The 22,349-nt window shown below is 68.3% G+C and carries 24 protein-coding genes; 7 read left to right on the forward strand and 17 right to left on the reverse strand.

Annotated elements, in window-relative coordinates; translation table 11 throughout:
• The first annotated feature begins 112 nt into the window (after window positions 1-112).
• Complete coding sequence (locus ACJH7A_RS01910) at window positions 113-1,819, forward strand: 3-ketosteroid-delta-1-dehydrogenase (RefSeq protein ID WP_318985986.1); 1,707 nt, start codon at window positions 113-115, stop codon at window positions 1,817-1,819.
• 4 nt (window positions 1,820-1,823) lie between these two features.
• Here the strand turns inward: ACJH7A_RS01910 and ACJH7A_RS01915 are convergent, their stop codons facing one another.
• On the reverse strand, window positions 1,824-2,210 hold the full coding sequence (locus ACJH7A_RS01915; RefSeq protein ID WP_029118411.1) for a DUF2237 family protein: 387 nt from the start codon (window positions 2,208-2,210) through the stop codon (window positions 1,824-1,826).
• A 3-nt stretch (window positions 2,211-2,213) separates the two neighbouring features.
• Entirely contained in the window at window positions 2,214-2,696 is a 483-nt protein-coding gene (locus ACJH7A_RS01920; protein ID WP_318985985.1) for a glucose PTS transporter subunit IIA, read from the reverse strand.
• 137 nt (window positions 2,697-2,833) lie between these two features.
• On the opposite strand from ACJH7A_RS01920, the gene ACJH7A_RS01925 reads away from it, so the two are divergent.
• A complete protein-coding gene (locus tag ACJH7A_RS01925; protein ID WP_406784354.1) occupies window positions 2,834-4,345 on the forward strand; it encodes a PTS transporter subunit EIIC in 1,512 nt (503 codons plus the stop codon).
• On the opposite strand, the gene ACJH7A_RS01930 is transcribed toward ACJH7A_RS01925, so the two are convergent.
• Window positions 4,342-5,010 (reverse strand): PadR family transcriptional regulator, encoded by a 669-nt coding sequence (locus tag ACJH7A_RS01930; RefSeq protein WP_020103763.1) that lies wholly within the window; start codon window positions 5,008-5,010, stop codon window positions 4,342-4,344. The two genes, ACJH7A_RS01925 and ACJH7A_RS01930, sit on opposite strands and share 4 nt — an antisense overlap.
• Before the next feature lie 60 nt (window positions 5,011-5,070).
• Window positions 5,071-5,604, reverse strand: a complete 534-nt coding sequence (locus tag ACJH7A_RS01935; RefSeq protein ID WP_318985984.1) for a TetR/AcrR family transcriptional regulator — start codon at window positions 5,602-5,604, stop codon at window positions 5,071-5,073.
• A 112-nt stretch (window positions 5,605-5,716) separates the two neighbouring features.
• Here ACJH7A_RS01935 and ACJH7A_RS01940 point away from each other — a divergent pair, with 112 nt between their 5' ends.
• Window positions 5,717-6,961 carry a cytochrome P450 gene (locus ACJH7A_RS01940; RefSeq protein ID WP_406801349.1) on the forward strand — a complete coding sequence of 415 codons (1,245 nt, stop codon included), beginning with the start codon at window positions 5,717-5,719 and terminating at the stop codon, window positions 6,959-6,961.
• Here ACJH7A_RS01940 and ACJH7A_RS01945 read toward each other — a convergent pair.
• The 5 genes from ACJH7A_RS01945 to rplS form a co-directional block, all read right to left on the reverse strand.
• A complete protein-coding gene (locus tag ACJH7A_RS01945; protein WP_318985982.1) occupies window positions 6,952-7,671 on the reverse strand; it encodes a TRIC cation channel family protein in 720 nt (239 codons plus the stop codon). The two genes, ACJH7A_RS01940 and ACJH7A_RS01945, sit on opposite strands and share 10 nt — an antisense overlap.
• A gap of 3 nt (window positions 7,672-7,674) precedes the next feature.
• Window positions 7,675-7,980, reverse strand: coding sequence for a DUF2469 domain-containing protein (locus ACJH7A_RS01950; protein WP_003893809.1), 306 nt, complete (start codon window positions 7,978-7,980; stop codon window positions 7,675-7,677).
• Between the two features lie 92 nt (window positions 7,981-8,072).
• Window positions 8,073-8,756 (reverse strand): ribonuclease HII, encoded by a 684-nt coding sequence (locus ACJH7A_RS01955; RefSeq protein WP_212811888.1) that lies wholly within the window; start codon window positions 8,754-8,756, stop codon window positions 8,073-8,075.
• A 9-nt stretch (window positions 8,757-8,765) separates the two neighbouring features.
• The gene (gene lepB, locus ACJH7A_RS01960) at window positions 8,766-9,632 is read right to left on the reverse strand and encodes a signal peptidase I (RefSeq protein ID WP_406801350.1); all 867 of its coding nucleotides are present in this window, start codon (window positions 9,630-9,632) and stop codon (window positions 8,766-8,768) included.
• Window positions 9,633-9,675: 43 nt separating this feature from the next.
• Entirely contained in the window at window positions 9,676-10,017 is a 342-nt protein-coding gene (rplS, locus tag ACJH7A_RS01965; RefSeq protein ID WP_020103768.1) for a 50S ribosomal protein L19, read from the reverse strand.
• A gap of 316 nt (window positions 10,018-10,333) precedes the next feature.
• Here rplS and ACJH7A_RS01970 point away from each other — a divergent pair, with 316 nt between their 5' ends.
• On the forward strand, window positions 10,334-11,254 hold the full coding sequence (locus ACJH7A_RS01970) for a serine hydrolase (RefSeq protein WP_318985980.1): 921 nt from the start codon (window positions 10,334-10,336) through the stop codon (window positions 11,252-11,254).
• Window positions 11,255-11,260: 6 nt separating this feature from the next.
• On the opposite strand, the gene trmD is transcribed toward ACJH7A_RS01970, so the two are convergent.
• The 5 genes from trmD to ACJH7A_RS01995 form a co-directional block, all read right to left on the reverse strand.
• Complete coding sequence (gene trmD / locus ACJH7A_RS01975; RefSeq protein WP_212811891.1) at window positions 11,261-11,950, reverse strand: tRNA (guanosine(37)-N1)-methyltransferase TrmD; 690 nt, start codon at window positions 11,948-11,950, stop codon at window positions 11,261-11,263.
• A gap of 5 nt (window positions 11,951-11,955) precedes the next feature.
• The gene (rimM, locus tag ACJH7A_RS01980) at window positions 11,956-12,486 is read right to left on the reverse strand and encodes a ribosome maturation factor RimM (RefSeq protein ID WP_318985979.1); all 531 of its coding nucleotides are present in this window, start codon (window positions 12,484-12,486) and stop codon (window positions 11,956-11,958) included.
• A gap of 2 nt (window positions 12,487-12,488) precedes the next feature.
• Window positions 12,489-12,731: an RNA-binding protein gene (locus ACJH7A_RS01985; protein ID WP_003881089.1), complete on the reverse strand. Its 243-nt coding sequence runs from the start codon at window positions 12,729-12,731 to the stop codon at window positions 12,489-12,491.
• Window positions 12,728-13,198 (reverse strand): 30S ribosomal protein S16, encoded by a 471-nt coding sequence (rpsP, locus tag ACJH7A_RS01990; protein WP_029105754.1) that lies wholly within the window; start codon window positions 13,196-13,198, stop codon window positions 12,728-12,730. Before rpsP ends, ACJH7A_RS01985 begins: the two co-directional genes overlap by 4 nt.
• A gap of 176 nt (window positions 13,199-13,374) precedes the next feature.
• The gene (locus ACJH7A_RS01995; RefSeq protein ID WP_064979066.1) at window positions 13,375-13,806 is read right to left on the reverse strand and encodes a nuclear transport factor 2 family protein; all 432 of its coding nucleotides are present in this window, start codon (window positions 13,804-13,806) and stop codon (window positions 13,375-13,377) included.
• Window positions 13,807-13,842: 36 nt separating this feature from the next.
• On the opposite strand from ACJH7A_RS01995, the gene ACJH7A_RS02000 reads away from it, so the two are divergent.
• A complete protein-coding gene (locus ACJH7A_RS02000; RefSeq protein WP_406784353.1) occupies window positions 13,843-14,721 on the forward strand; it encodes a D-alanyl-D-alanine carboxypeptidase family protein in 879 nt (292 codons plus the stop codon).
• Window positions 14,722-14,795: 74 nt separating this feature from the next.
• On the forward strand, window positions 14,796-15,629 hold the full coding sequence (locus ACJH7A_RS02005; RefSeq protein ID WP_406784352.1) for a D-alanyl-D-alanine carboxypeptidase family protein: 834 nt from the start codon (window positions 14,796-14,798) through the stop codon (window positions 15,627-15,629).
• A 1-nt stretch (window position 15,630) separates the two neighbouring features.
• On the opposite strand, the gene ACJH7A_RS02010 is transcribed toward ACJH7A_RS02005, so the two are convergent.
• Window positions 15,631-16,698, reverse strand: a complete 1,068-nt coding sequence (locus ACJH7A_RS02010) for an amidohydrolase family protein (protein WP_406801351.1) — start codon at window positions 16,696-16,698, stop codon at window positions 15,631-15,633.
• Window positions 16,699-16,703: 5 nt separating this feature from the next.
• Complete coding sequence (gene ffh, locus ACJH7A_RS02015; RefSeq protein WP_318985977.1) at window positions 16,704-18,281, reverse strand: signal recognition particle protein; 1,578 nt, start codon at window positions 18,279-18,281, stop codon at window positions 16,704-16,706.
• Window positions 18,282-18,414: 133 nt separating this feature from the next.
• Between ffh and ACJH7A_RS02020 the strand changes: the two genes are divergently transcribed.
• Window positions 18,415-19,860 carry an FAD-dependent monooxygenase gene (locus ACJH7A_RS02020; protein WP_318985976.1) on the forward strand — a complete coding sequence of 482 codons (1,446 nt, stop codon included), beginning with the start codon at window positions 18,415-18,417 and terminating at the stop codon, window positions 19,858-19,860.
• Here ACJH7A_RS02020 and ACJH7A_RS02025 read toward each other — a convergent pair.
• Window positions 19,841-22,333 carry a [protein-PII] uridylyltransferase gene (locus ACJH7A_RS02025; RefSeq protein WP_406784351.1) on the reverse strand — a complete coding sequence of 831 codons (2,493 nt, stop codon included), beginning with the start codon at window positions 22,331-22,333 and terminating at the stop codon, window positions 19,841-19,843. The two genes, ACJH7A_RS02020 and ACJH7A_RS02025, sit on opposite strands and share 20 nt — an antisense overlap.
• Between the last annotated feature and the right edge of the window lie 16 nt (window positions 22,334-22,349).

A 22,349-nucleotide genomic window follows, 5' to 3' on the forward strand; every position in this document is an offset into this window, starting at 1 on the left:
TGCAGTTTGATGTTTCAGGTCTAACAGCAACGGGGTGCGCAATGCACGTGTTCTCCCGCTGGCAGGGACGCGCGAGGCCGGAAATCGGTCTGTCGCAATACGCTTGGCGGCCGTGACGACATCTGCCGCGGCCACGATTCCGGCCGGCCTCGACATCACCGACACCACCGTCGATCTGCTGGTGATCGGTTCCGGTACCGGCCTGGCCGCCGCGCTGAGCGGTCATGAATCGGGGCTGAACGTCCTGGTTGCCGAGAAGGCCTCCGACATCGGCGGGTCCACCGCCCGCTCGGGTGGCGCCCTGTGGCTGCCGACGACTCCCCTGCTGACCGACAAGGGCACCGCCGACACCGCCGACCGCGCCGCGACGTACCTCGACGCCGTCGTCGACGGCACCGCACCGGCGGCCCGCTCGGCGGGCTTCCTGCAGCACGTCAACGCGACCGTCGACATGCTGGGCCGCACCACCCCGATGCGGCTGTTCTGGGCCCGCGAGTACTCCGATTACCACCCCGAGCGACCGGGCGGCCGCGCCACCGGGCGCACCTGCGAATGCCGCCCGCTCGACGCCGGCGTGCTGGGCGCCTACCGGGACCGGCTGCGCGGCGGTGTCATGGAGGTCAAGGTCCCGATGCCGACGACCGGCGCGGACTACAAATGGATGAACCTGATGGCGCGGGTGCCGCGAAAAGGCTTGCCGCTCATCGCCAAACGGCTCGCGCAGGGCGTCGGCGGCAAGCTGCTGGGACGCGAGTACATCGCCGGTGGTCAGGCGCTGGCGGCCGGGCTGTTCGCCGGTGTGCTGCGGGCCGGCATCCCCATCTGGACCGACACGTCGCTGGTCCGGCTGACCGGTGACGGTCAGCGCGTCACCGGCGCGGTGCTGTCGCACGGCGGCGGTGAGGTCACCGTCACCGCCACGCGCGGTGTGGTGCTGGCGGCCGGTGGCTTCGATCACGACATGGCGATGCGCCACAAGTACCAGTCCGATTCGCTCGGCGGCCACGAGAGCCTCGGCGCCGATTCCAACACCGGTGAGGCCATCCGCGCGGCCACCGACCTCGGTGCCGCCACGGCGTTGATGGACCAGGCCTGGTGGTTCCCGGCAGTCGCGTCCGCGAACGGCCGCCCGCCCGCCGTGCTGCTGGCCGAGCGCTCGCTGCCCGGCTCACTCATCGTCGATCAGGACGGCAAGCGCTTCGCCAACGAGTCGACCGACTACATGTCGTTCGGCCAGCGCGTGCTCGAACTCGAGCGGGCCGGCACGCCCGTCGAGTCGATGTGGATCGTGTTCGACCAGAAGTACCGCAACAGCTACGTCTTCGCCGCCGGCTCGTTCCCGCGGATGCCGCTGCCCAAGTCCTGGTACCGGGCCGGTATCGCCGCCAAGGCCACCAACTTCGCCGATCTGGCGGCCCAGATGGGAGTCCCGGCCGCCGATTTCGAGCGGACCATGGCGCGGTTCAACGAGAGCGCGGCCGCCGGCATCGATCCCGATTTCGACCGCGGTCTCAGTGCCTACGACCGCTACTACGGTGATCCGACGGTGACGCCCAACCCGAACCTGCGCCCGCTGGTCAAGGGCCCGTTCTACGCGGTGAAGATGACGCTGAGCGACCTCGGCACCTGCGGCGGCGTGGTGGCCGACGAGCGCGGCCGGGTCCGCAGGGAGGACGGCGGCGTCATCGAAGGCCTGTACGCGCTGGGGAACACCGCGGCCAACGCCTTCGGCGCCGTCTACCCGGGCGCGGGCGCGACCATCGCGCAGGGCCTGGTGTACGGCTACATCGCCGGACGGGATGCCGCCGGGAAGTTGTAAGAGCTCAGAGCCCGCCGAGGTCGTCGGGCACGTCGACGGCGTACGCCTGGAGCACCTCGAGCGGCACGACCTCGAGCGTCCGCTCGTGTGTGGAGGCGAGCACCACCGGTGCCGCGTATCCGTCGTTGTGCGCCCGCAGCCAGTTCACCGCGGTCACGCACCAGCGGTCGCCGGGCGACAGGCCCGGGAAGCGGTACTCCGGCATCGGCGTGGACAGGTCGTTGCCTATCGAACGCTGGTGCGCCAGGAACTCGCCGGTCACGACGGCGCAGATGGTGTGCCGGCCGGCGTCCTCGGGCCCGGTCGAGCAGCAGCCGTCACGGTAGAAGCCCGTCAGCGGTTCGGTGCCACACGGTTCCAGCGGAGCACCGAGCACATTGCGATCTGCCACCGGTCAATCCTTCCTTACCTTGCTCGCGGTGAAAAGGCTTGCCCCGCACTCGATGTCCGCACCGGAAGTGACCGCGGCCGACAAGGTCACGTTCTCCGGCACACGTTGGTCCATCACCACCACGGCGACAATGGGATTGAGCCCCCTGGCCTCGACCGCGGGCACGTCGTAGCCGATCACGACCTGCCCCGCGGTGACGTCGTCACCCTGACTGACATGAGCCGTGAAACCGTCACCGTCGAGCGTGACGGTGTCCAGGCCGAGGTGCACGAGAACGCCCACGTTGTCCGAGGTCAGGACGACGTAGGCGTGCGGCATGAGTTTCAGGAGTCTGCCGGTGACCGGGGCGACGGCCTCGATCACGCCGCGCGGCGGGTCGATCGCGGCGCCGTAGCCGACCATGCCCGCCGAGAACACGGGGTCCGGGACTTCCTCGAGCCGAACCGCGCGCCCCGCGACCGGGGCGAGAACTGACGTCTGACTCACTGGCGTATCTCCTCTGTTCGTGCGCTCCCACAATACGAGCGCCGCCGAACGAGCTCTCACGGACGCAGGTTCTCGTCTAAGCTGCCGCAAAGCTCTCGCGCCGAGTGGCGTTTCTGCGGCAGAGAAGGGTCTCGCACATGAACGGCACAGCGAAAATCTCAGGTGCACAGGAAAAGTCGGACCTGCGCATCCCCGGCTTCGCTCAACTGCAACGGCTCGGCAAGAGCCTCATGCTGCCGATCGCCGTGCTGCCCGCGGCGGGAATCCTGCTCCGGCTGGGCCAGGACGACCTGCTGGGCAAGATCAAGGCGCCCGTCATCGGGCCGTTCGTCCACGCGATGAGCGCTGCCGGCGACGCACTGTTCACCAACCTCCCGCTGCTGTTCGCCGTCGGCGTGGCCATCGGGTTCGCCAGGAAGGCCGACGGCTCGACAGCGCTGGCCGCCGTCGTCGGCTACCTCGTGGTGCAGTCGGTGTTCAAGACCATGTCGCCCGTCGTGCTGGCCGGCGAGGTCGACAAGGCAGGCGCCCAGGCCCAGATCAACTACAGCGTGTTCGCGGGAATCGTGGTCGGCCTGCTCACCGCGTGGCTCTTCGACCGCTACCACACCATCCAATTACCCGCGTACCTCGGGTTTTTCGGGGGCAGGCGGTTCGTCCCCATCGTGGTGTCGATCGCGTGCCTGTTCCTCGCGTTCGCGATGAGCTACTGCTATCCGCTGTTCGACGCGGGCCTGACCGGCCTGGGCAGGTTCATCGGCGGTTCTGGGGCCTTCGGCGCGTTCGTCTACGGATTCGCCAACCGCATGCTGATCCCCCTGGGCCTGCACCACATCCCGAATTCCTACGTGTGGTTCCTCTACGGCGACTATCAGACCCCCGACGGCCACGTCGTCACGGGTGAACTCACACGCTTCGCCTCGGGCGACCCGACCGCGGGCATCCTCACATCGGGGTTCTACCCGGTGCTCATGTTCGGATTGCCGGCCGCCGCCCTGGCGATGATCCACGTGGCCGACAAGAAACAGCGGAAGGTCGCCGTCGGCATCCTGTCGGCGGCTGCGCTGACCGCGCTGCTGACCGGGGTCACCGAGCCGCTCGAATTCTCGTTCATGTTCGTGGCGTTCCCGCTGTACGTCATCCACGCCGTGCTGACCGGGCTGTCGCTGGCGGTCGCGTACCTGCTCGACATCCACCTCGGCTTCTCCTTCTCCGCGGGACTGGCCGACCTCCTCCTCTACGGCACCGCCCCGGCCGCGAAGAACATCCCGCTGCTCATCGGCATGGGTGTCGTCTTCTTCGTCGTCTACTACGTGCTGTTCCGGTTCGCCATCACGAAGTGGAATCTGCGGACCCCGGGCCGGGAGCCGGATACCGAATTCGAAGCCGAGGAGCAGGCCAATCTCGGCGAAGGCGCGGATTCGAGGCCGGAGCAGGTGATCGCGGCCTTCGGTGGGCGGGGCAACCTCGTCGCCGTCGACGCATGCATCACGCGGCTGCGCATCGAGGTCGCCGACACGAGCAAGGTGGATCAGGACCGGCTGAAGAGTCTCGGCGCCGCGGGCGTCATCGAGGTCGGCAACAGTGTCCAAGCGGTTTTCGGCACCGACTCCGAAGCCCTCAAGAACGACATCGCCGCGATCCTCTAGACGTCGTGGCGGCCCTGAACCTCGCGCTCGACCTCACGCCACAGGCCCGGCATCGAACGCGGCATGCCCGCAACGCCTTTCGCCGCGGTCTGTAGCACCGCGTCGGCGTCGTCGATGTCCTTCATCAGTTCGAGCGCCAGTTCCCGCTCGGCGGCGTAGTACTTGGCCGCCCAGCGCAGCGCGATCACCGAATACGCCCACACCGGCTGGGCCTTGGCGCCGTCGGAGTCCTCGGCGGCCTGCCGCTCCATGGCCTCGCAGTAGGCGACGTGCTGCTCGAGCAGCTCCCGCAGCCGGGTCGGGTTGCTCAGGTGGCCGAACGTAACCCGCAGCAGCACACTGTGTTTGAGCACCGGCGGGTCGACGGGAGCGTTGTTGGTCCAGTCGGTCACGGCAGCCATGCCGGACTCGGTGATCTTGTACAGACGGCGCGTGCGCAGGCCTTCGTCCTGCTCGACGCGGGACTCGAGATAGCCAAGTCCCTCAAGCTTTTTCAGCTCGGTGTAGATCTGGCTGTACGACGGGCTCCAGTAGTAGAAACCGACGCTCCAGTCGATCCACTTCTTGATGTCGTAGCCGCTGAGTTCCTCTTCGTACGACAACATGCCCAGCAGCGTCCAACTCGTCGCCGCCAGCGACGGTTTGCTCTGCGGCTTGCTTGCCATCTGTTTAGCCTAACAATCTATTGCCGCAAAGGCCCCAGTCATGACCGCCTGTCGGGACAGTCATTTACCACCCGCCGGCGGGGCTACGGCGGCCACATACCGGCGTACCACCAGCTCTTCGGCCTTTTCGTCGGCCAACGGCCAGCACAGCAACGACAGTACAACCCGCACGATCCAGTCCGCGAGCAGCGGATCCGTGATGCCCGTCAGCTCGGCCGCCGCCTGCGAGAGCCGGGGTGAGTCGAAGTCGACGAGGGCTCCGGCACGCACCACACCCGAGGCCAGCGGGTCCGCCCGGACCACCCGCAGGGACGTCAGCACGGCCGCCGCGATCCGCTCGGGCCCGGTGTGCCCGGCCACCGCCTGCGCGATCTCCTGCCCGACCCGCATGACCGCGCGCGCCAGCACCCCGTCGCGCAGCGCCTGTTTGCCGCCGACGTGCCGGTACACCGTGGCGCGCGAACAGCCCACGCTGGCGGCGACCTCGTCGATGTTCAACCGGTCCAGGCCTCGGGTCGCGGCGCTGGCGGCCGCGGCGGCATAGATGCGTTCGATGCCCGCGTCGCGGCGGTCGGCGCCGATCAGCCAGTCCATCGGCCTGATACTAATCCATTGATTTGTCTCATAGCGAGACGAAAATTCTCAATCCGTCTGCATCACCGCAGCTCGCAGACCGTGCGTGAGACAGCCGAATTCCGGCCTTGACATGCCGTTATGGGAGCCCAAAACTCAAGGCGTGCAACTAGTTTCAGATCTGCTCAGCCCGTCCACGCTGGACGATCCGTATGACTGTTATGCGCAGCTCCGCCTGGCCGGTCCGGTGCACCGCGTGCCCGGCACCGACTTCTACCTGGCCACCACCTGGGATGCCGTACAGGAAGCCGTCGGCCGCCCGGAGGACTTCTCCTCCAACCTGACCGCCACGCTGGTGAATGCCGGAGCGCAGACCGGGACGGTTCGGCCGGGAACCTTCGACATGGGAGCCGTCGACACCGCCGGACATGTCCTCGCCACCGGCGATGAACCGCGTCATGCGCACGAACGCAAACTGGTGCTACCGGCGTTGGTGGCCAAGAGGATTCGGGCCCTCGAGCCGGCGATCGCCGACATCGCCCGGCAGCTGTGGGACGACGCGGCGGCGGACGGCCGCATCGAGTGGATGTCCGCCATCGGCGACCGCCTGCCGATGACGTTGGTGGCCAGGCTCATCGGGCTGCCCGACGACGACGTGCCGCAGCTGGTGCAGTGGGGCTACGGCAGCACCGAACTGCTCAGTGGCGTCTTCGACCTCGAGCACATCGGCACCGCGGTCGAGACGTCGGCACAACTCGCCGGCTACCTGTACGCCAAATTCGCTGAGGCACAGGCGAATCCGGGTGAAAACCTGCTCGGTGACCTCACCCGTGCGGTGGCCCAGAACACCGTCACGGCCGAGGTGGCGGTGCTGATGCTGCTGCAGCTGGTCGGCGCCGGCGGTGAGTCCACCGCCGGGCTGATGGGCAACGCCGCGCGGCTCCTCGCCACCCACCCCGACGTCCAGGAACAGGTGCGCCGTGACCCGCAACTGGTCCCCGCGCTCCTGGAGGAGACGCTGCGACTGGAGTCGCCGTTTCGCAACCATCACCGGCACATCCGGCGGGACACCACGCTGGCGGGTGTGCCGCTGCCCAAAGACGGCCACCTGCTCCTGCTCTGGGGGTCGGCAAACCGCGACCCGGCGGCCTTCGACGACCCCGACCGGCTGCAACTGGGCCGGCCGAACCTGCGCAATCACCTGGCGTTCGGGAAGGGCCTGCATTTCTGCGTCGGCGCGGCGCTGGCCCGCACCGAGGCCCGCCTCGGGATCACCACGCTGCTCGAGGCCACCAACTGGTTCGAGCTCGCCGGCGCCGAATGGGTGCCGAGCCTCATGGTCCGCCGGCACCTACGACTGGAGCTGCGCTACCGCTGACCGTCGCCGGTGGCGCCACCGGCGTCGTCCCGCACCATCCGCACCGACACATGTGGCAGCCGCTGCCCCGGCTTGCGGCTGAAGCTGTACTCCCACGACAGTCCACCCCACAGCTGCCAGCCACGGCGACGCGAGATCAGGCACAGTCCGGCCCCGACCGCGGTGCCCACGAGAACGCCGGTCTGCGCCAGCCCCAGATTCCAGAACCCGGCCACCACCGCGCTGGCCGCGAGCGCGCTCGTCGCGTACAGCGTGTTGCCACCGAAAATCTGCGGTACCCGGTGCGTCGTGAGATCCCGCAATGCGCCGCCGCCGACCGCCGTGATGGTGCCCAGCAGCAGGGCCGGCACCCAGCCGAGCCCCAGCGCCAGCGTCTTCTGCGCACCGGCGGTCGCCCAACAACCGAGGGCCAGCGCGTCCACGTAGGGAAACACCGCCTGCCAGCCGCGACCGCCGATCGGCATCAGGAACGCGATCGCCGCGCCGATCACCGCGCACAGCGCGTAGCGAAAGTCCGTGAGCGCCACCGGCGGTCCGTGCTGCAGCAGGGTGTCGCGGATGATGCCGCCGCCCAGCCCGGACAGCAGTGCCAGCGTCAGGAAACCGATCGGATCCATGCGCTCGTCGCGGGCGACGATGCCGCCCAGGATCGCGTTGGTCAGGACACCGGCCAGGTCGATGACGGCGAACAGCTCGCCGAGGGTCGGCACGGGCTATTCGGGCAGGCGCAGCTCGGGCTTCTCGACCTCTTCGATGTTGACATCTTTGAAGGTGATCACCCGGACCTGCTTGACGAACCGCGCCGGCCGGTACATGTCCCAGACCCAGGCATCGGCCAGACGCAGCTCGAAGTAGACCTCTCCGTCGGCGTTGCGCGGGATCAGCTCGACGCTGTTGGCCAGATAGAACCGCCGCTCCGTCTCGACGACGTAACTGAACTGCCCGACGATGTCCTTGTACTCGCGGTACAGCGAGAGCTCCATCTCGGTTTCATACTTCTCGAGATCCTCGGCACTCATCGGCACAGACTCATCAGTTCAGCGGTCCTTCGGTTTACTCGGTGTTGCAGGGCCATGTCTGGTTCGGATCGGCGGCCGGTTCCCATTTTCCCCTACCCGGATCGGCAGCGCTGCCCTATCGCCGGGTTGGCAGCGAGCTTGCGCACATTGGCGAACGAGAACCGGTGTTCGGGGCAGGGCCCCAGTTCGGCCAGCGCCGCGGTGTGGGCGGCGGTGCTGTACCCCTTGTGTACCGCAAACCCGTAGCCCGGGTGCACGGTGTCCATCTCGACCATCAGGCGGTCGCGGCTCACCTTGGCCAGCACGCTGGCGGCGGCGATACAGGCCGCCGCGGCGTCCCCGCTGACCACCGGCAGCGACGGCACCGACAGGCCCGGCACCCGGAACCCGTCGGACAGCACGTACCCCGGCCGCACGGACAGGCCCGCGACCGCGCGGCGCATGCCCTCGATGTTGGCGATGTGCACCCCGCGCCGGTCGACCTCGACCGACGGGATGAACACCACGTGGTACGCGAGCGCGTAACGCCGGATCAACGGGAACAGCCGTTCCCGTTCGGCTTCGTTCAGCTTCTTCGAATCATCAAGGGCGGCCAGGCTTTCCAGCCGATTCGGGCCCAGCACGCAGGCCGCCACGACGAGCGGGCCGGCGCAGGCCCCACGGCCGACCTCGTCGACCCCGGCCACCGGACCGAGGCCGCCGCGGTACAGCGCCGACTCCAGCGTGCGCAGGCCCGCGGACTTGCGGATCACCGTGCGAGGCGGCCAAACGGACACCGAAGAACCTTATTGACCGGTCTGCGGATTGGCCGTGACGACACCACCCCAGCGCGACGGCGGCCACGCGATGAACCGGGCCTTGCCGATCACGTTGGCGACGGGCACGGTACCCGCGGTCGGGTCACCGGTGCACATCAGCGCGTTGATGGCGTCCGCCGGTGTGTTCGTGCAGTGCGCGCGCGAGTCCGCCGAGTGGGTGCGGTTGTCGCCCATCACCCAGAGCCGACCGTCCGGCACCTTCACCGGGCCGAACTCGTTGCCCAGGCACGGATCTGTCGCCGGGTCGACCATCATGGTCGCCGGGTCCAGGTACGGCTCCTTGAGCTTCTTGCCGTCGACCGTCAGTCCCGTCGAGTTGCGGCACTGCACGGTCTGACCACCCACGGCGATGACGCGCTTCACCAGATCGTTCTCATCGGGCGGCACGAAGCCGACGACCGAGAGCGCGTTCTGAATCCAGCGCATCGTCGGGTTGTCCGAACGGATCGACTTGTAGCTGATGTTCCAGTTCGGCGGGCCCTTGAAGACCACCACGTCGCCCGGCTCCGGCGAGCTGAACCGGTAGGTCAGCTTGTCCACCATGATGCGGTCGCCGACGCAGCCGCTGCAGCCGTGCAGCGTGGGCTCCATGGATTCCGACGGAATCAGGTACGGCCGCGCGACGAACGTCAGCACGAGGTAGTACAGCAGCACCGCAGTGACGACGAGGACGACGCCCTCACGCAGCGCGGCCAGCTTCGACTTCGGCTTCTCGTCGGCATCTTCGGCCTTGCGGGCCTCGTCTGCCTTGACCGGGTCGGCGGTCGCTGTCGTGTCGGCGTCGTCCGTCGCCGGACTGTCCGGAGTGGTGCTGTCTTCGCTTGGGCCGGTCACGGCACCAGGCTAATCAGCTCGGCGGAAGAGTCGCCGAACAAGCTCAGCGCTTTTCCTTGATCTTGGCCTTCTTGCCACGGAGCTCGCGCAGGTAGTACAGCTTGGCGCGACGGACGTCACCGCGGGTGACGACGTCGATGTGGTCGATGTTCGGCGAGTGCACCGGGAAGGTCCGCTCGACGCCGACGCCGTAGCTCTCCTTGCGGACGGTGAAGGTCTCACCGATGCCGCCACCCTGACGACGGATCACGACGCCCTTGAACACCTGGATGCGGTGCTTGTTGCCCTCGATGACCTTGACGTGCACATTGAGGGTGTCGCCGGGGTTGAAGGCCGGGATGTCGTCGCGCAGCGACGCCTGGTCGACGAAGTCCAGCGTTTTCATCGGTGACACTTCCTTGCTAACTCGCGGGCTACAGCCGCCGGACACCATGCGGCGCGACGGAAAAGCCATTCTCTTTACGGACGTTGGTCGGATGCCGTAGCGGGCGGGGACACATCCGAAACAGACGCCGACCCCGCGCCCAGCGCAGACAACTGCTCAATTGTGCCAGACAGCCGCCGGGTGACGAAATCGTGACCCCCGCCGGGCCGGTGCAGCCGACATCACACGCGGCACCGTCACAGTCGTCACACCCAACACACGTTTACCGGTTACGCTGATCAATCAGATTTTTATCCACCGTGATCTGAGGAGACCCATGCGCCCGCAGCACGCGAAGCTGCTGACCATCACCGCTGCCGCGGCAACGGTGATGCTCACAGCTGGTTGCGAGGCCAAGGTCTACGGGGCGCCGCCGCCGAACCGGATCGCGCTGACCGTCGTCCCGGTCGTCACCGCCCTGGAGATGCCGGAGGCCCCGGCCACCGAGCCCGCCGCTGCCCTGGCGGGCCTCGATGCCCGCGAACGGACCGCCACCAGTGATGCGGCGGCGGCCGGCGCGTCGATGAGCGCCGCGGTTCTCGATCGCAACACCGGCCAGCTGATCGCCGCCGGCAACAAGTCCGCCATGCCCATCGCGTCGGTGGCCAAGTTGTTCATCGCCGACGATCTGCTGCTGCAGGAGGCGAAGGGCCAGATCGAGCTCACCGCGGCCGACCGTCAGTCGCTGGACACCATGCTGCGCTCGTCGGACGACTCCGCGGCGGAGGTGTTCTGGAATCGCAGCGGCGGCAACAGCGTCGTCAGCCGCGTCGCGGCCCGCTACGGGCTGACCGGGACCTCGGTGCCCTACGACGGCAAGTGGTGGAACACCATGAGCACCACCACCGACCTGGTGCACTACTACGACCAGTTGCTGAACGGCTCCGGCGGGCTCCCGCCCGAGCGGGCCAGCATCATCCTGGCCAACCTGGCCGCATCCACGCCCACCGGCGCCGACGGCTACCCGCAGCGCTTCGGCATCCCGGACGGTCTGTACGGCGAACCGGTCGCGGTGAAGCAGGGCTGGATGCCGGATTGGGGCGGCAACAACTGGATGCACATGTCCACCGGCGTGATCGGCGCCGACCGGCGCTACGTCATGGCGATCGGCTCACTGCAGCCCACCGACGACGCCACGGCACGCGCGACCATCACCAACGCCGTGAAGACGATGTTCCCGGGCGGGCGGATCAACTAGCCGGGGCTAGTCGGGCAACAGGTCCGGCCGGCGCTCGCGCGTCCGCTGCAGACCCTGCTCGCGGCGCCAGGCCGCGACCTTGGCGTGGTCGCCCGACAACAGCACCGGGGGCACCTCGAGGTCACGCCAGACCGGCGGCCGCGTGTAACTCGGCCCCTCCAGCACTCCCCCGACGTGCGCCGAATGCGAATCATCCTGGTGTGACGCCGGATTGCCCAGGACGTCGGGCAGCAATCGCACCACGGCCTCGATCATGACCAGCGCCGCGGACTCACCACCGGGCAGCACGTAGTCACCGATCGACACCTCTTCGACCCGCATACGCCGGGCAGCGTCGTCGGCGACCCGCTGGTCGATGCCCTCGTAGCGGCCGCACGCGAACACCAGGTGCTTCTCGCCGGTCCAGCGGTGCGCGTGTTCCTGCGTGAACAGCCGGCCCGCCGGCGTCGGGACCACCAAAACCGTTTCCGGCGTGCAGATTTCGTCGAGGGCGGCACCCCACACCGGCGCCTTCATCACCATGCCGGGCCCGCCGCCGTACGGCGAATCGTCGACCGACTTGTGGACGTCATGCGTCCAGTTCCGCAGGTCGTGCACACCGAGTTGGACAGTGCCGTTGGCGATCGCCTTGCCCGGCAGGGACTGCTGCAGCGCGTCGAGATACGCCGGGAAAATGGTGACGACGTCAATCCGCATGGGTATCAATCCAACTCGAGCAGGCCGTCGGGCGGATCGATCTCCACCAGACCGTCGGCCAGCGACACCGTCGGCACCATCGCGGTGACGAACGGCACCAGCACCTCGGCACCAGATTCCGTTCGGATGGACAGCAATTCGCCGCCCGGGGTGTGCAGCACCTCGGTCACCACACCCACGTCGACACCGTCGACGGTGCGGACCTTGAGGCCCTCGAGCTGGTGATCGTAGAACTCGTCGGGCTCATCGATGGGCGGCAGGCTGGCGGAGTCCACCAGGAACAGCGTGCCGCGCAACGCATCTGCCGCATTGCGATCGTTCACACCGGCCAGCCGCACCAGCAGCCGCCCGCCGTGCTCACGAACGGCGTCGATCACATAGGTACGTTCGGCGCGCTCGGTGCTGCGCGCACCGGGCTTGCCACGCAGTGATGATCCCGGCGAGAAACGCTCGCCGGGATCATCGGTACGTACTTCGACGACAACCTCGCCGCTGATGCCGTGCGCCTTGACGACGCGGCCGACCACGAGGTCCATATTTACTGGTCGGTGTCCACCACGTCGACGCGGATGCCCCGGCCGCCGATGCCGGCGACCAGTGTCCGCAGCGCAGTGGCCGTGCGGCCGCCGCGCCCGATGACCTTGCCCAGGTCATCGGGGTGCACGTGCACCTCGACGGTACGACCGCGGCGGCTGGTCACCATGTCGACCCGGACATCGTCGGGGTTGTCGACGATCCCGCGGACCAGGTGCTCTACGGCGTCGACGACGACGCTGCTCATTCGGCGGGCGCTTCGGCCTCGGCCTCAGTGGCCTCGGCAGCCTCGGTCTCGGCGGCAGCCTCAGCCGCTTCTTCCTTCTTGTCCTTGCGCTTCTTCAGCGTGACGGCCTCGCCACCGGGAGCGGCGTCGGCGTTCGCCAGCGCGGCGTTGAACAGGTCCAGCTTGGACGGCTTGGGCTCCTTGACCTTCAGGGTGCCCTCGGCGCCCGGCAGGCCCTTGAACTTCTGCCAGTCACCCGTGATCTTCAGCAGGGCGGCGACCGGCTCGGTCGGCTGTGCGCCGACGCCCAGCCAGTACTGCGCGCGCTCCGAATCGATCTCGATCAGGCTCGGCTCTTCCTTCGGGTGGTACCGGCCGATGACCTCGATGGCGCGGCCGTCGCGGCGGGTGCGCGCGTCGGCGACGATGATGCGGTACTGGGGGTTGCGGATCTTGCCAAGCCGGGTGAGCTTGATCTTGACAGCCATGTTCTGCACTTCTCCTGATGATTGCCACGCTGCAATTCAGCGACTCGGGCGGATTGCCCGGTCCGGTCTTGCCTCACGTGTGTGACCGCCGCGCGGCGCATTGAACGGGTCGCGGACAGACAGCCGACCATTCTGCCAGAGCAGCCGCGACCGGCCCAAATCCCGTGAACGGCGACTCAGACCACCCGGTCGAAACACTTCGTCTCGACGCGGCGCGTCATACGCCAGCCCTCGGCGGTACGGACGAACTCGTCCTCGTACCAGAGGCCGCAGAACAGCACCTGGGGCTGTGCGTCGGCGTCCGCCGCGGGCAGCACCATCGGGTTGAAACAGATGGTGCGTGACTTCGCGGTGTCGCCGGTGATGGTGACGTCGAAGTTGCCGAGCATGTGCGCATAGGCCGGGAAATTCGGCAGCACCTGCGCCAGCCATTCCTTGACCTCGGGGAAATGCCCGTCGATGCCGCCCATCGCGCGGTAGTCGATGTAGGCATCCGGCGTGAAAACCTTTGCCAGATCATCGAATTGGCGGGTATCGATGGCCGTCGAGTACGCGATCAACAGCTGTTGGATTTCCAGACGGTCCGAGATCTCTTCCAGACTCAGCATGAACCGATTGAACACCACCAGTAGGCTGCTGGCTCCATGGGAAGGTTCGCAACCGCCGTCATGGCGACCCTGACGCTCGTGTTCCTCGCCGCGCCGCCGGTTGCGGCCGCTGACCCCGACATCCAGCCGGTCGGCACCGTACAGATCCCGGCAGGGCCGGCCCCGGCGTGGATCGTCGCCGACATGGACTCGGGCCAGATCCTCGCCGGACAGGACATCGACCTGCGGCATCCGCCCGCCAGCACCATCAAGACGCTGCTGGCACTGACCGCGCTCGGTGAACTGCCGAACCTGGACGCGACCGTGGCCGGCACCGTCGCCGACACCCAGGTGGAGTGCAACTGCGCCGGCATCGTCCCCGGCCACGTGTACACCGCGCGCCAACTGCTGGACGCGGTGCTCCTCGCCTCGGGCAACGACGCCGCCAACGCCCTGGCCGACATGATCGGCGGCTACGACGTCGCCGTCGCGAAGATGAACGCCAAGGCCGCCGCCATCGGCGCCGTCGACACCCACGCCGCCACCCCGTCGGGCCTCGACGGCGCGGGCGGTTCGGGCTGGACCACTCCCCGCGACCTGGCCATCATCTTCCGGGCCGCGATGGCCAATCCGTACTTCGCGCAGATCACCGCGCAGCCCGCCGCGACGTTCCCCGGCAAGAACGGCAACGAGCAGATCGTCAACGAGAACCAGCTGCTGCAGCGGTATCCGGGCGCCATCGGCGGCAAGACCGGGTTCACCAACGCCGCCAAGAAGACCTACGTGGGCGCCGCCGACCGCGGCGGCCGCCGCCTGGTCATCGCGATGATGTACGGCATGGTGCGCGAAGGCGGGCCGACCTACTGGGATCAGGCCTCGCAGTTGCTCGATTGGGGTTTCGCGCAGGACCGCTCGGTCAGCGTCGGCTCGCTGTAGACCGAACCAACCGAGACCCGACCGGAATCTCCGCGCGAGCTGATCGCAGCCTGGGTTCCGTAGCGTCGGCGCTCGTGCGCAAACTGTTCACGGCGACCGCGCTGGCCCTCGGCGCACTACTGGTGACGCCGATCGCCACACCGTCCGCGACGGCCGAACCCGCCGGGCAACCCACGGGCGCACAGGCATTCGCCAACGGCCCGGCCAAAGCCTGGCTGGTCGCCGACCTCGATACCGGCCAGGTGCTGGCGTCGCAGGATCCGGGCGGCTCATACGCGCCGGCCAGCACCATCAAACCGCTGTTGGCCATGGTCGTCCTGGACAACCTGCGTCCGGACGCGCTGGGACGGGCCAACGAGTCGCACACCAAAGTCGAGTGCTCGTGCGTCGGGCTCAAACCCGGCCAGGTGTACTCGGTCCGCCAGCTCCTCGATGCCCTGCTCATGGTGTCGGGCAACGACGCCGCGAACATGCTGGCCGACATGCTCGGCGGCCAGCGCGTCACGGTGGCGGCCATGAATCGCAAGGCCGCGGCGCTCGGCGCCCGCAGCACCCGCGCCGGCTCACCGTCCGGACTCGACGGTCCCGGCTGGGAATCGCTGACCACGCCGCGCGACCTCGGGGTGATCTACCGGGCGGCGCTGACCTACCCGGTGATCGCCGAGATTTTCCGGCAGACGTCGGCGCAGTTTCCCGGCAAGACCCTGACCAGTCAGAACGAGCTGTTGACGGGGTACCCCGGCGATTTCGCCGGCAAGACGGGCTACACGGACCGGGCCCGCAAGACGTACGTCGGCGCCGCGCAGCGCGGGAACCACCGGCTGGTCGTGGTGCAGATGTACGGCACCGGCGATCTCTACCCGCAGGCGAGACAGTTGTTCGACTGGGGCTTCAGCCAGTACACGTGAGTCAGTAGACCCGGCCGCGCAGGATCACCAGGTCGGGATGGTCGAGGACGCCCGGGAGTCGCGGATTGTCGGCGTAGCAGACGAGATCGGCCGAGGCGCCGTGCTCCAAGCCCGGACGCCGCAACCACTTTCGTGCGTTCCAGCTTGCCGCGCCCAACGCGTCCGTCGGGCTCAGGCCCACCCGGCCGAGGGCGGCGACCTCGTCGGCGATGCGGCCATGGGCGATCATGCCGCCGGCGTCGGTGCCCGCGTAGATGGGCACGCCGGCCTCGTGCGCGGCGCCGACGCGCTGCGGGCACGTCGCGTAGAGATCGCGCATGTGCTTGGCGTATGCCGGGAACTTGGTCGCCTTCTCCGCGATCCCGGGGAAGTTCTCGATGTTGATCAGGGTCGGCACCAGCGCCGTGCCGTGGGCCAGCATCAGCTCGATGATGTCGTCGGTGATCCCGGTGCCGTGCTCGATGCAGTCGATCCCGGCGTTGATCAGCCCCGGCAACGCATCCTCGCCGAACACATGCGCCGTGACGCGCGCACCGTTGGCGTGGGCGGCGTCGATGGCTTCTTTGAGGACGTCGTCGGACCACAGCGGCGCCAGGTCACCCACTCCCCGGTCGATCCAGTCGCCGACCAGCTTCACCCAGCCGTCACCGCGCCGGGCCTGCTCGGCGACGTACTGCGGCAGCTGCGATTCGTCCTCGATGTCGATCGGCAACCCGGGCATGTAACGCTTGGGCCGGGCCAGGTGCCGTCCCGCGCGGATGATCCGCGGCAGGTCGTCACGGTCGTCGAAGTCACGGGTGTCGACGGGCGATCCGGCATCGCGCAGCAGCAGCGCACCGGCCTGCCGCTCGGTCTCGGCCTGGCGCTCGGCCTCGTCGAGTTCGACGGGGCCACCCGGACCGATGCCGACGTGGCAGTGCGCGTCGACCAGACCGGGGATGACCCAGCCACCGTCGAAGATCGTCTCGGCGTTCGCGATCGGCTCGGCCGAGAGCACACCCTGATGTATCCACCACTGCACCTCGTCGCCGTCGGGCAGTCCCCGACCGCGAATGTGCAGCGCCCGCACAGCGGCTACTTCTTCGGGAACTTCAGCTGTGACAGATCGAAGTCGGCGAGGCCCGGCGGCAACTCGTTGAGCCCCTGCGGCATGTTCGACAGGTCCGGGAAACCGCCCGGCAGCGCGCTCGGGTCCAGACCGAACGGGTTGGCGGCCGCCTTCGGCGCCGTCGGGCCCCGGCCGCCCTTGCGGCCCTTGCCGGCCTGCTTGTTCTTGCCCTTGGCGGCCTTGCGAGAGCTCTTGCGGCCGAACGGCATTCCCATCTGGCCGGCCATCTGCGACATCATCTTGCGGGCCTCGAAGAAGCGGTCGACCAGCTGGTTGACCTCGGCCACCGTGACACCGGATCCATTGGCGATGCGCAGGCGCCGGGAGGCGTTGATGATCTTCGGGTCGGACCGCTCGGCGGGGGTCATGCCGCGGATGATGGCCTGGATGCGGTCCAGGTGGCTGTCGTCGACGGCCGCCAGGGCGTCTTTCATCTGACCGGCACCGGGCAGCATGCCCAGCAGGTTCCCGATGGGACCCATCTTGCGGATCATCAGCATCTGCTCGAGGAAGTCCTCGAGCGTCAGTTCACCGGAGCCGATCTTGGCGGCGGCCTCTTCGGCCTTCTTCTGGTCGAAGACCTGCTCGGCCTGCTCGATCAGGGTGAGGACGTCGCCCATGCCCAGGATGCGGGACGCCATGCGGTCCGGGTGGAAGACGTCGAAGTCCTCGAGCTTCTCGCCGGCCGACGCGAACAGGATCGGCGCGCCGGTGACCTCGCGCACGGACAGCGCGGCACCACCACGGGCGTCGCCGTCGAGCTTGGTCAGCACGACACCGGTGAAGCCGACGCCCTCGCGGAAGGCGTTGGCGGTGGTGACGGCGTCCTGACCGATCATGGCGTCGAGGACGAACAGTGTCTCGTCAGGCTTGACGGCGTCGCGGATCGCGGCGGCCTGGGCCATCAGTTCCTCGTCGATACCGAGGCGGCCGGCGGTGTCGACGATCACGACGTCGAAGTGCTTGGCCCTGGCCTCGGCCAGACCCGCGGCGGCGACCGACACCGGGTCGCCGGTGGTCATCTGGTCGATGGTCACGCCGTCGGGCGAGACTCCCGGGTGCGGTGCGAAGACGCTGACGCCAGCCCGCTCACCGACGATCTGCAGCTGGTTGACGGCGCCGGGGCGCTGCAGGTCACACGCGACCAGCAGCGGCGTATGTCCTTGATCCTTGAGCCATTTCGACAGCTTGCCGGCGAGGGTCGTCTTACCGGAACCCTGCAGACCGGCCAGCATGATGACCGTCGGCGGGGTCTTGGCGAACGCCAGCTGGCGCGTCTCACCACCGAGGATGCCGATGAGCTCCTCGTTGACGATCTTGACGACCTGCTGCGCCGGGTTCAGCGCACCGGAGACCTCGGCGCCCTTGGCGCGTTCCTTGATCCGGCCGATGAACTCGCGCGTGACCGGCAACGACACGTCGGCCTCGAGCAGGGCCAGGCGGATTTCGCGGGCGGTGGCGTCGATATCGGCGTCGGTCAGCCGGCCCTTGCCGCGCAGACCCGACAGCGCACCGGTCAACCGGTCGGACAGGGATTCAAACACGGGGTTAAGCCTAACTGCAGCGCCCGTCGCCGGTACTTCGGCACCACCGTCCCCTTGACACGGCGATACCCGGGCGCGCAGTATTTCATCACATGATGAATTCATTGCTTGATGAATTAACGAGGAGCCTGAAATGACCACCATGAACAGCGCGGACGTCGTCGTTGTCGGTGCCGGCCCGACGGGTCTGGCGTTGGCGTGCGAACTGGCGATGCGCGGCGTCGCGGTTCAGTTGCTCGAACGACGCCGTGACATCCCGAACATCACCCGGGCCTTCGGCGTGCATGCGCGGACGCTGGAACTGCTGGACGCCCGCGGCCTGGCCGACGAACTCGTGCAGCGCGGGCTCCCCGTCCAGAGCGTGAGCCCCGTCCCGGGCGCCGCAATCAACCTGCGGGAATTGCCCACCCGCTACCCCATGGTGCTGATGGCACCGCAGAGCCTGACCGAACGGGTGCTGACCGCACGCGCCATCGAACTCGGCGTCGAAATCCGTTACGGCGCCGAAGTCGCCGGTCTGACGCAGGACAAGGACGGCGTCACCGTGCACCTCGCCGACCACAGCACGGTGCGTGCCGGCTACCTCGTGGGCTGCGACGGTGCCCACAGCGCGGTGCGCACGATGCTGGGCATCGGGTTCGCCGGCAAGCAGTACCAGACCCACATCCTGCTGGCAGACGTCCAGCTGACGAGCCCGCCGGCCGGCGGGCTGGCCGCCGCGAACAGCCCCGACGGCGTCGTGCTGCTGGTCCCGTTCGGCGACGGCTGGTTCCGCGCCATCGCCTGGGACCGCACCCGGGAAGACGTGCCGCTCGGCGAACCTGTACCGCTTTCCGAGATCACGGGCTCACTGCGCCGCATCGCGAAAACGGACTTCGGCGTCAGCGAGATGCGCTGGAGCACCCGGTTCCTGTCCGAGCGACGCCAGGCCGACCGCTACCGCGTCGGCCGCTGCTTCATCGCCGGCGATGCGGCGCACGTCCACTCGCCCCTCGGCGCACAGGGCATGAACACCGGCATCCAGGATGCGATGAACCTGGGCTGGAAGCTGGCGTCGGCCGTCAAGGGCACCGCACCGGCCTGGCTCCTGGACAGCTACCAGAGTGAACGCCATGCCGTCGGCGCCAACGTGCTCAAACTGACCGATGCGTTCAATCAGCTGGTCCTGGGCCGCAGCCTGCCGCGGCGACTCCTGCGGCGCATCGCCATCACCGCGCTCCTGAGCACCGGGCCCACCAGGCGTGCCATGGGCGGCCGCCTCAGCGGAATCGCCATCAGCTATCCCCGCAAGCGCGACGATCACCGTTTGGTCGGGCGCCGCATGCCCGACATCGCGTGCGCGGGCACCCGGGTCTACGAACTGCTACGTGACGGCCGATTCCTACTGCTGACCAAGCGCGGTCTGACGCTCGACCGCACCGACGTCACCTGTGCGGTCACCGGCGATGACCAATTGCCGCCCGCCGTGCTGATCCGGCCCGATGGCTACGTCGCGTGGGCCGGCGAGGCCACCGACGCCCCGGCCGCCGTCCGGAAGTGGTGCGGCAGCGCCGAACTCGCTAACTCACCTCGGCCGTGATCACGGCAGGCTTGACCGGCGCGGGCGCGGGCAACACCGCATACAGATCCTGTTCGAACGCCGCCCGGGCCTCGGTGGCCGTGAAGTCCTCCGGCACCACCAGACCGAACGCGTCGACGACGGTGGCGCCCAGCGTCGTCACCTTGGCCCAGGCCACATCTGCGCCCTTGCGCTCGACGACAGCGGCCAGGCGGGCGAGCAGGCCGGGCCGGTCGGCGCTGCGGATCTGCACGACCAACTCGTCGTCCGACGACCCCTCGAACCACCGCACGCGGGGCGGCGCGACCGTGTGGTAGCCGGGCACCGCCGCCGGGACCTCGCCCGCGCGCCGGGTCGGGGCCGGAGTTTCCTCGTCCCGCTGCTCGAGCGCGGCGATCACGTCGAGATCGCCGTCGAGCGCCAGGATGAACTGCTGACGCAGCAGTTCCGCGGCCGGCGGGGAGCCGAAGTGTGGCGACACCACGAAGGTGTTGATCGCCAGTCCCTCATGGCTGTTGACCGACGCTGAATGCACCCGCAGCGAGTGCAGGGCCAGCACCCCGGCGGCTTTCGACAGCAGACCGCGCCGATCGGGGGCGAGCATCGTGACGTTGAACAGGTGCGCGCTGTCCGCCGCGGTGAGTTCGACGTGGACACCGCTCTGACTGGCGCGCGAAAGCAGTTGCGGGTCAATGGGATCGGGGTGCGGCAGGTCCTCCCCCGCCATCATCAGCCGGCACCGCCGGACCAGATCGCCGATCAGGGAGGCCTTCCAGTCACCCCACACGCCGGGACCTGTGGCGAGCGAATCCGCCTCGGCCAGCGCGTGCAGCAGCTCCAGCAGCAGTCCATCGCCACCGAGCGCGTCGACCACCGATGCAATGGTGTTGGGGTCCTGCAGATCTCGACGCGTCGCGGTCTCCGGCAGCAGCAGGTGGTAGCGCACCATCTTGACCAGCACCTCGATATCGGCCGGCCACAAGCCCAGCCGGATGCCGATCTGATTGGCCAGTTCGGCTCCGATCACACTGTGGTCGCCGCCCCGGCCCTTGCCGATGTCATGCAGCAGCGCACCCAGCACCAGCAGATCGGGCCGGTCCACGCGGGTGGTGAAAGCGCTTGCCCGGGAGACGGTTTCGATCAGATGCCGGTCGACGGTCCAGATGTGCACGACATCACGTGGCGGCAGGTCGCGGATCGCGCCCCACTCCGGGAACAACCGGCCCCACAGCCCGGTCCGGTCCAGGGCCTCCACGGTGGCCACCGCACCCGGCCCGGCGGCCAGCATCACGAGCAGGTCGTTGAGCGCTTCTTTCGGCCACGGCGCCCGCAATTCGGGCGCCGATTCGGCCAGCCGCGCCAAGGTCGATCCCGCGATGGGCAGTCCGTTGGTGGCTGCCGCGGCGGCCACGCGCAGGATCAGGCCCGGGTCGCGCTGCGGTTTGGCGTCGCGGGCCAGGATGACCTCGCCGCCGAATTCCAGTACACCCTCGTCCAGCGGTCGCCGGACGGGTCGTTTGAGTGCCGCAAAGCCTCTGCGCGGCAAGGCATTCCCCGCGGTCCGCACGCCGGCGTCCACGTAGAAGCTGATGGTGCGGGCGGCATCGCTGATCATGCGGGCCAGATCGAAGCGGTCACCGATGCCCAGTGCGGCGCCGACCTCGTCGGCGTACTGGGCCAGCACCATCTCACGGCCCTTGTGCGAGACGCGATGGAGCTCGGTGCGCACGTTGAGCAGTGCGAGATGCGCGTCGCCCAGCGTGCCGATCGGCGACGCCACGGACCGACTCGGGTAGACGTCCGCCAATTGCGCCATGGCCAGTGCGTTGAGCAGCTGCACATCGCGCAGCCCACCGCGGCCGTTCTTCAGATCCGGTTCCGCGCGGTGCGCGATCTGACCGGAACGTTCCCACCGCGCCGCGGCGTGTTCGATCAATTCGGTGAAACGGGAGGTGATCCCGGTCCGCCACTGCCGCCGGGCGCCGCCGACCAACAGGGACGACAGATCCGAATCGCCCGCGATGTGCCGGGCGTCGAGCATGGCCAGCCCGGCGGAGACGTCGCCGGCCGCGGTCTTGAGTGCCTGCGGCACCGTCCGGACGCTGTGGTCGAGGTGAATGTTGGCGTCCCACAACGGGTACCAGAGCGCCTCGGCAACCTCGGTGACGGCGGCCTGCGGCAGGTCGTCGTGCAGCAGCATCAAATCCAGGTCCGAGTACGGCAGCATCTCCCGGCGTCCGAGACCACCGGTCGCCACGATGGAGAAGCCACTGGTCTCGGTGATACCGATCTCGGTTGCCTTTGCGGCAAGCCAGAATTCGTACAGATCAACCAGCGCCTCGCGCAACGCCACCGAATCGAGGCGGCGCGCGCCGCCGCCCAGCAACTGCTCGACAGCAGCACTCAGGTCGCTGGCCGGACGGGTTGATCCCGCTGCCGAAGCAGACGAAACCGAAGTATCGTCGGCTCCGGCAGCGGAATCTGGTGTCTGCATTGTCATCTGGTGGTCA

It is taken from the genome of Mycobacterium sp. SMC-17, assembly GCF_045310915.1.
Lineage (GTDB): Bacteria > Actinomycetota > Actinomycetes > Mycobacteriales > Mycobacteriaceae > Mycobacterium.

Excerpts from the sequence above, each read along its gene's own strand:
- ACJH7A_RS01970 (WP_318985980.1), top strand. The coding sequence starts at position 10,334 with ATGCGCCCGCAGCACGCGAAGCTGCTGACCATCACCGCTGCCGCGGCA.
- ACJH7A_RS02025 (WP_406784351.1), bottom strand. The coding sequence starts at position 22,333 with ATGCAGACACCAGATTCCGCTGCCGGAGCCGACGATACTTCGGTTTCG.
- ACJH7A_RS01935 (WP_318985984.1), bottom strand. The coding sequence starts at position 5,604 with ATGGACTGGCTGATCGGCGCCGACCGCCGCGACGCGGGCATCGAACGC.
- rimM (WP_318985979.1), bottom strand. The coding sequence starts at position 12,486 with ATGGACCTCGTGGTCGGCCGCGTCGTCAAGGCGCACGGCATCAGCGGC.
- trmD (WP_212811891.1), bottom strand. The coding sequence starts at position 11,950 with ATGCGGATTGACGTCGTCACCATTTTCCCGGCGTATCTCGACGCGCTG.
- rpsP (WP_029105754.1), bottom strand. The coding sequence starts at position 13,198 with ATGGCTGTCAAGATCAAGCTCACCCGGCTTGGCAAGATCCGCAACCCC.
- rplS (WP_020103768.1), bottom strand. The coding sequence starts at position 10,017 with ATGAAAACGCTGGACTTCGTCGACCAGGCGTCGCTGCGCGACGACATC.
- ACJH7A_RS01930 (WP_020103763.1), bottom strand. The coding sequence starts at position 5,010 with ATGGCAAGCAAGCCGCAGAGCAAACCGTCGCTGGCGGCGACGAGTTGG.
- ACJH7A_RS01940 (WP_406801349.1), top strand. The coding sequence starts at position 5,717 with ATGCCGTTATGGGAGCCCAAAACTCAAGGCGTGCAACTAGTTTCAGAT.
- ACJH7A_RS01950 (WP_003893809.1), bottom strand. The coding sequence starts at position 7,980 with ATGAGTGCCGAGGATCTCGAGAAGTATGAAACCGAGATGGAGCTCTCG.
- ACJH7A_RS01985 (WP_003881089.1), bottom strand. The coding sequence starts at position 12,731 with ATGAGCAGCGTCGTCGTCGACGCCGTAGAGCACCTGGTCCGCGGGATC.
- ACJH7A_RS02020 (WP_318985976.1), top strand. The coding sequence starts at position 18,415 with ATGACCACCATGAACAGCGCGGACGTCGTCGTTGTCGGTGCCGGCCCG.
- ACJH7A_RS02000 (WP_406784353.1), top strand. The coding sequence starts at position 13,843 with ATGGGAAGGTTCGCAACCGCCGTCATGGCGACCCTGACGCTCGTGTTC.
- ACJH7A_RS01995 (WP_064979066.1), bottom strand. The coding sequence starts at position 13,806 with ATGCTGAGTCTGGAAGAGATCTCGGACCGTCTGGAAATCCAACAGCTG.
- ACJH7A_RS01925 (WP_406784354.1), top strand. The coding sequence starts at position 2,834 with ATGAACGGCACAGCGAAAATCTCAGGTGCACAGGAAAAGTCGGACCTG.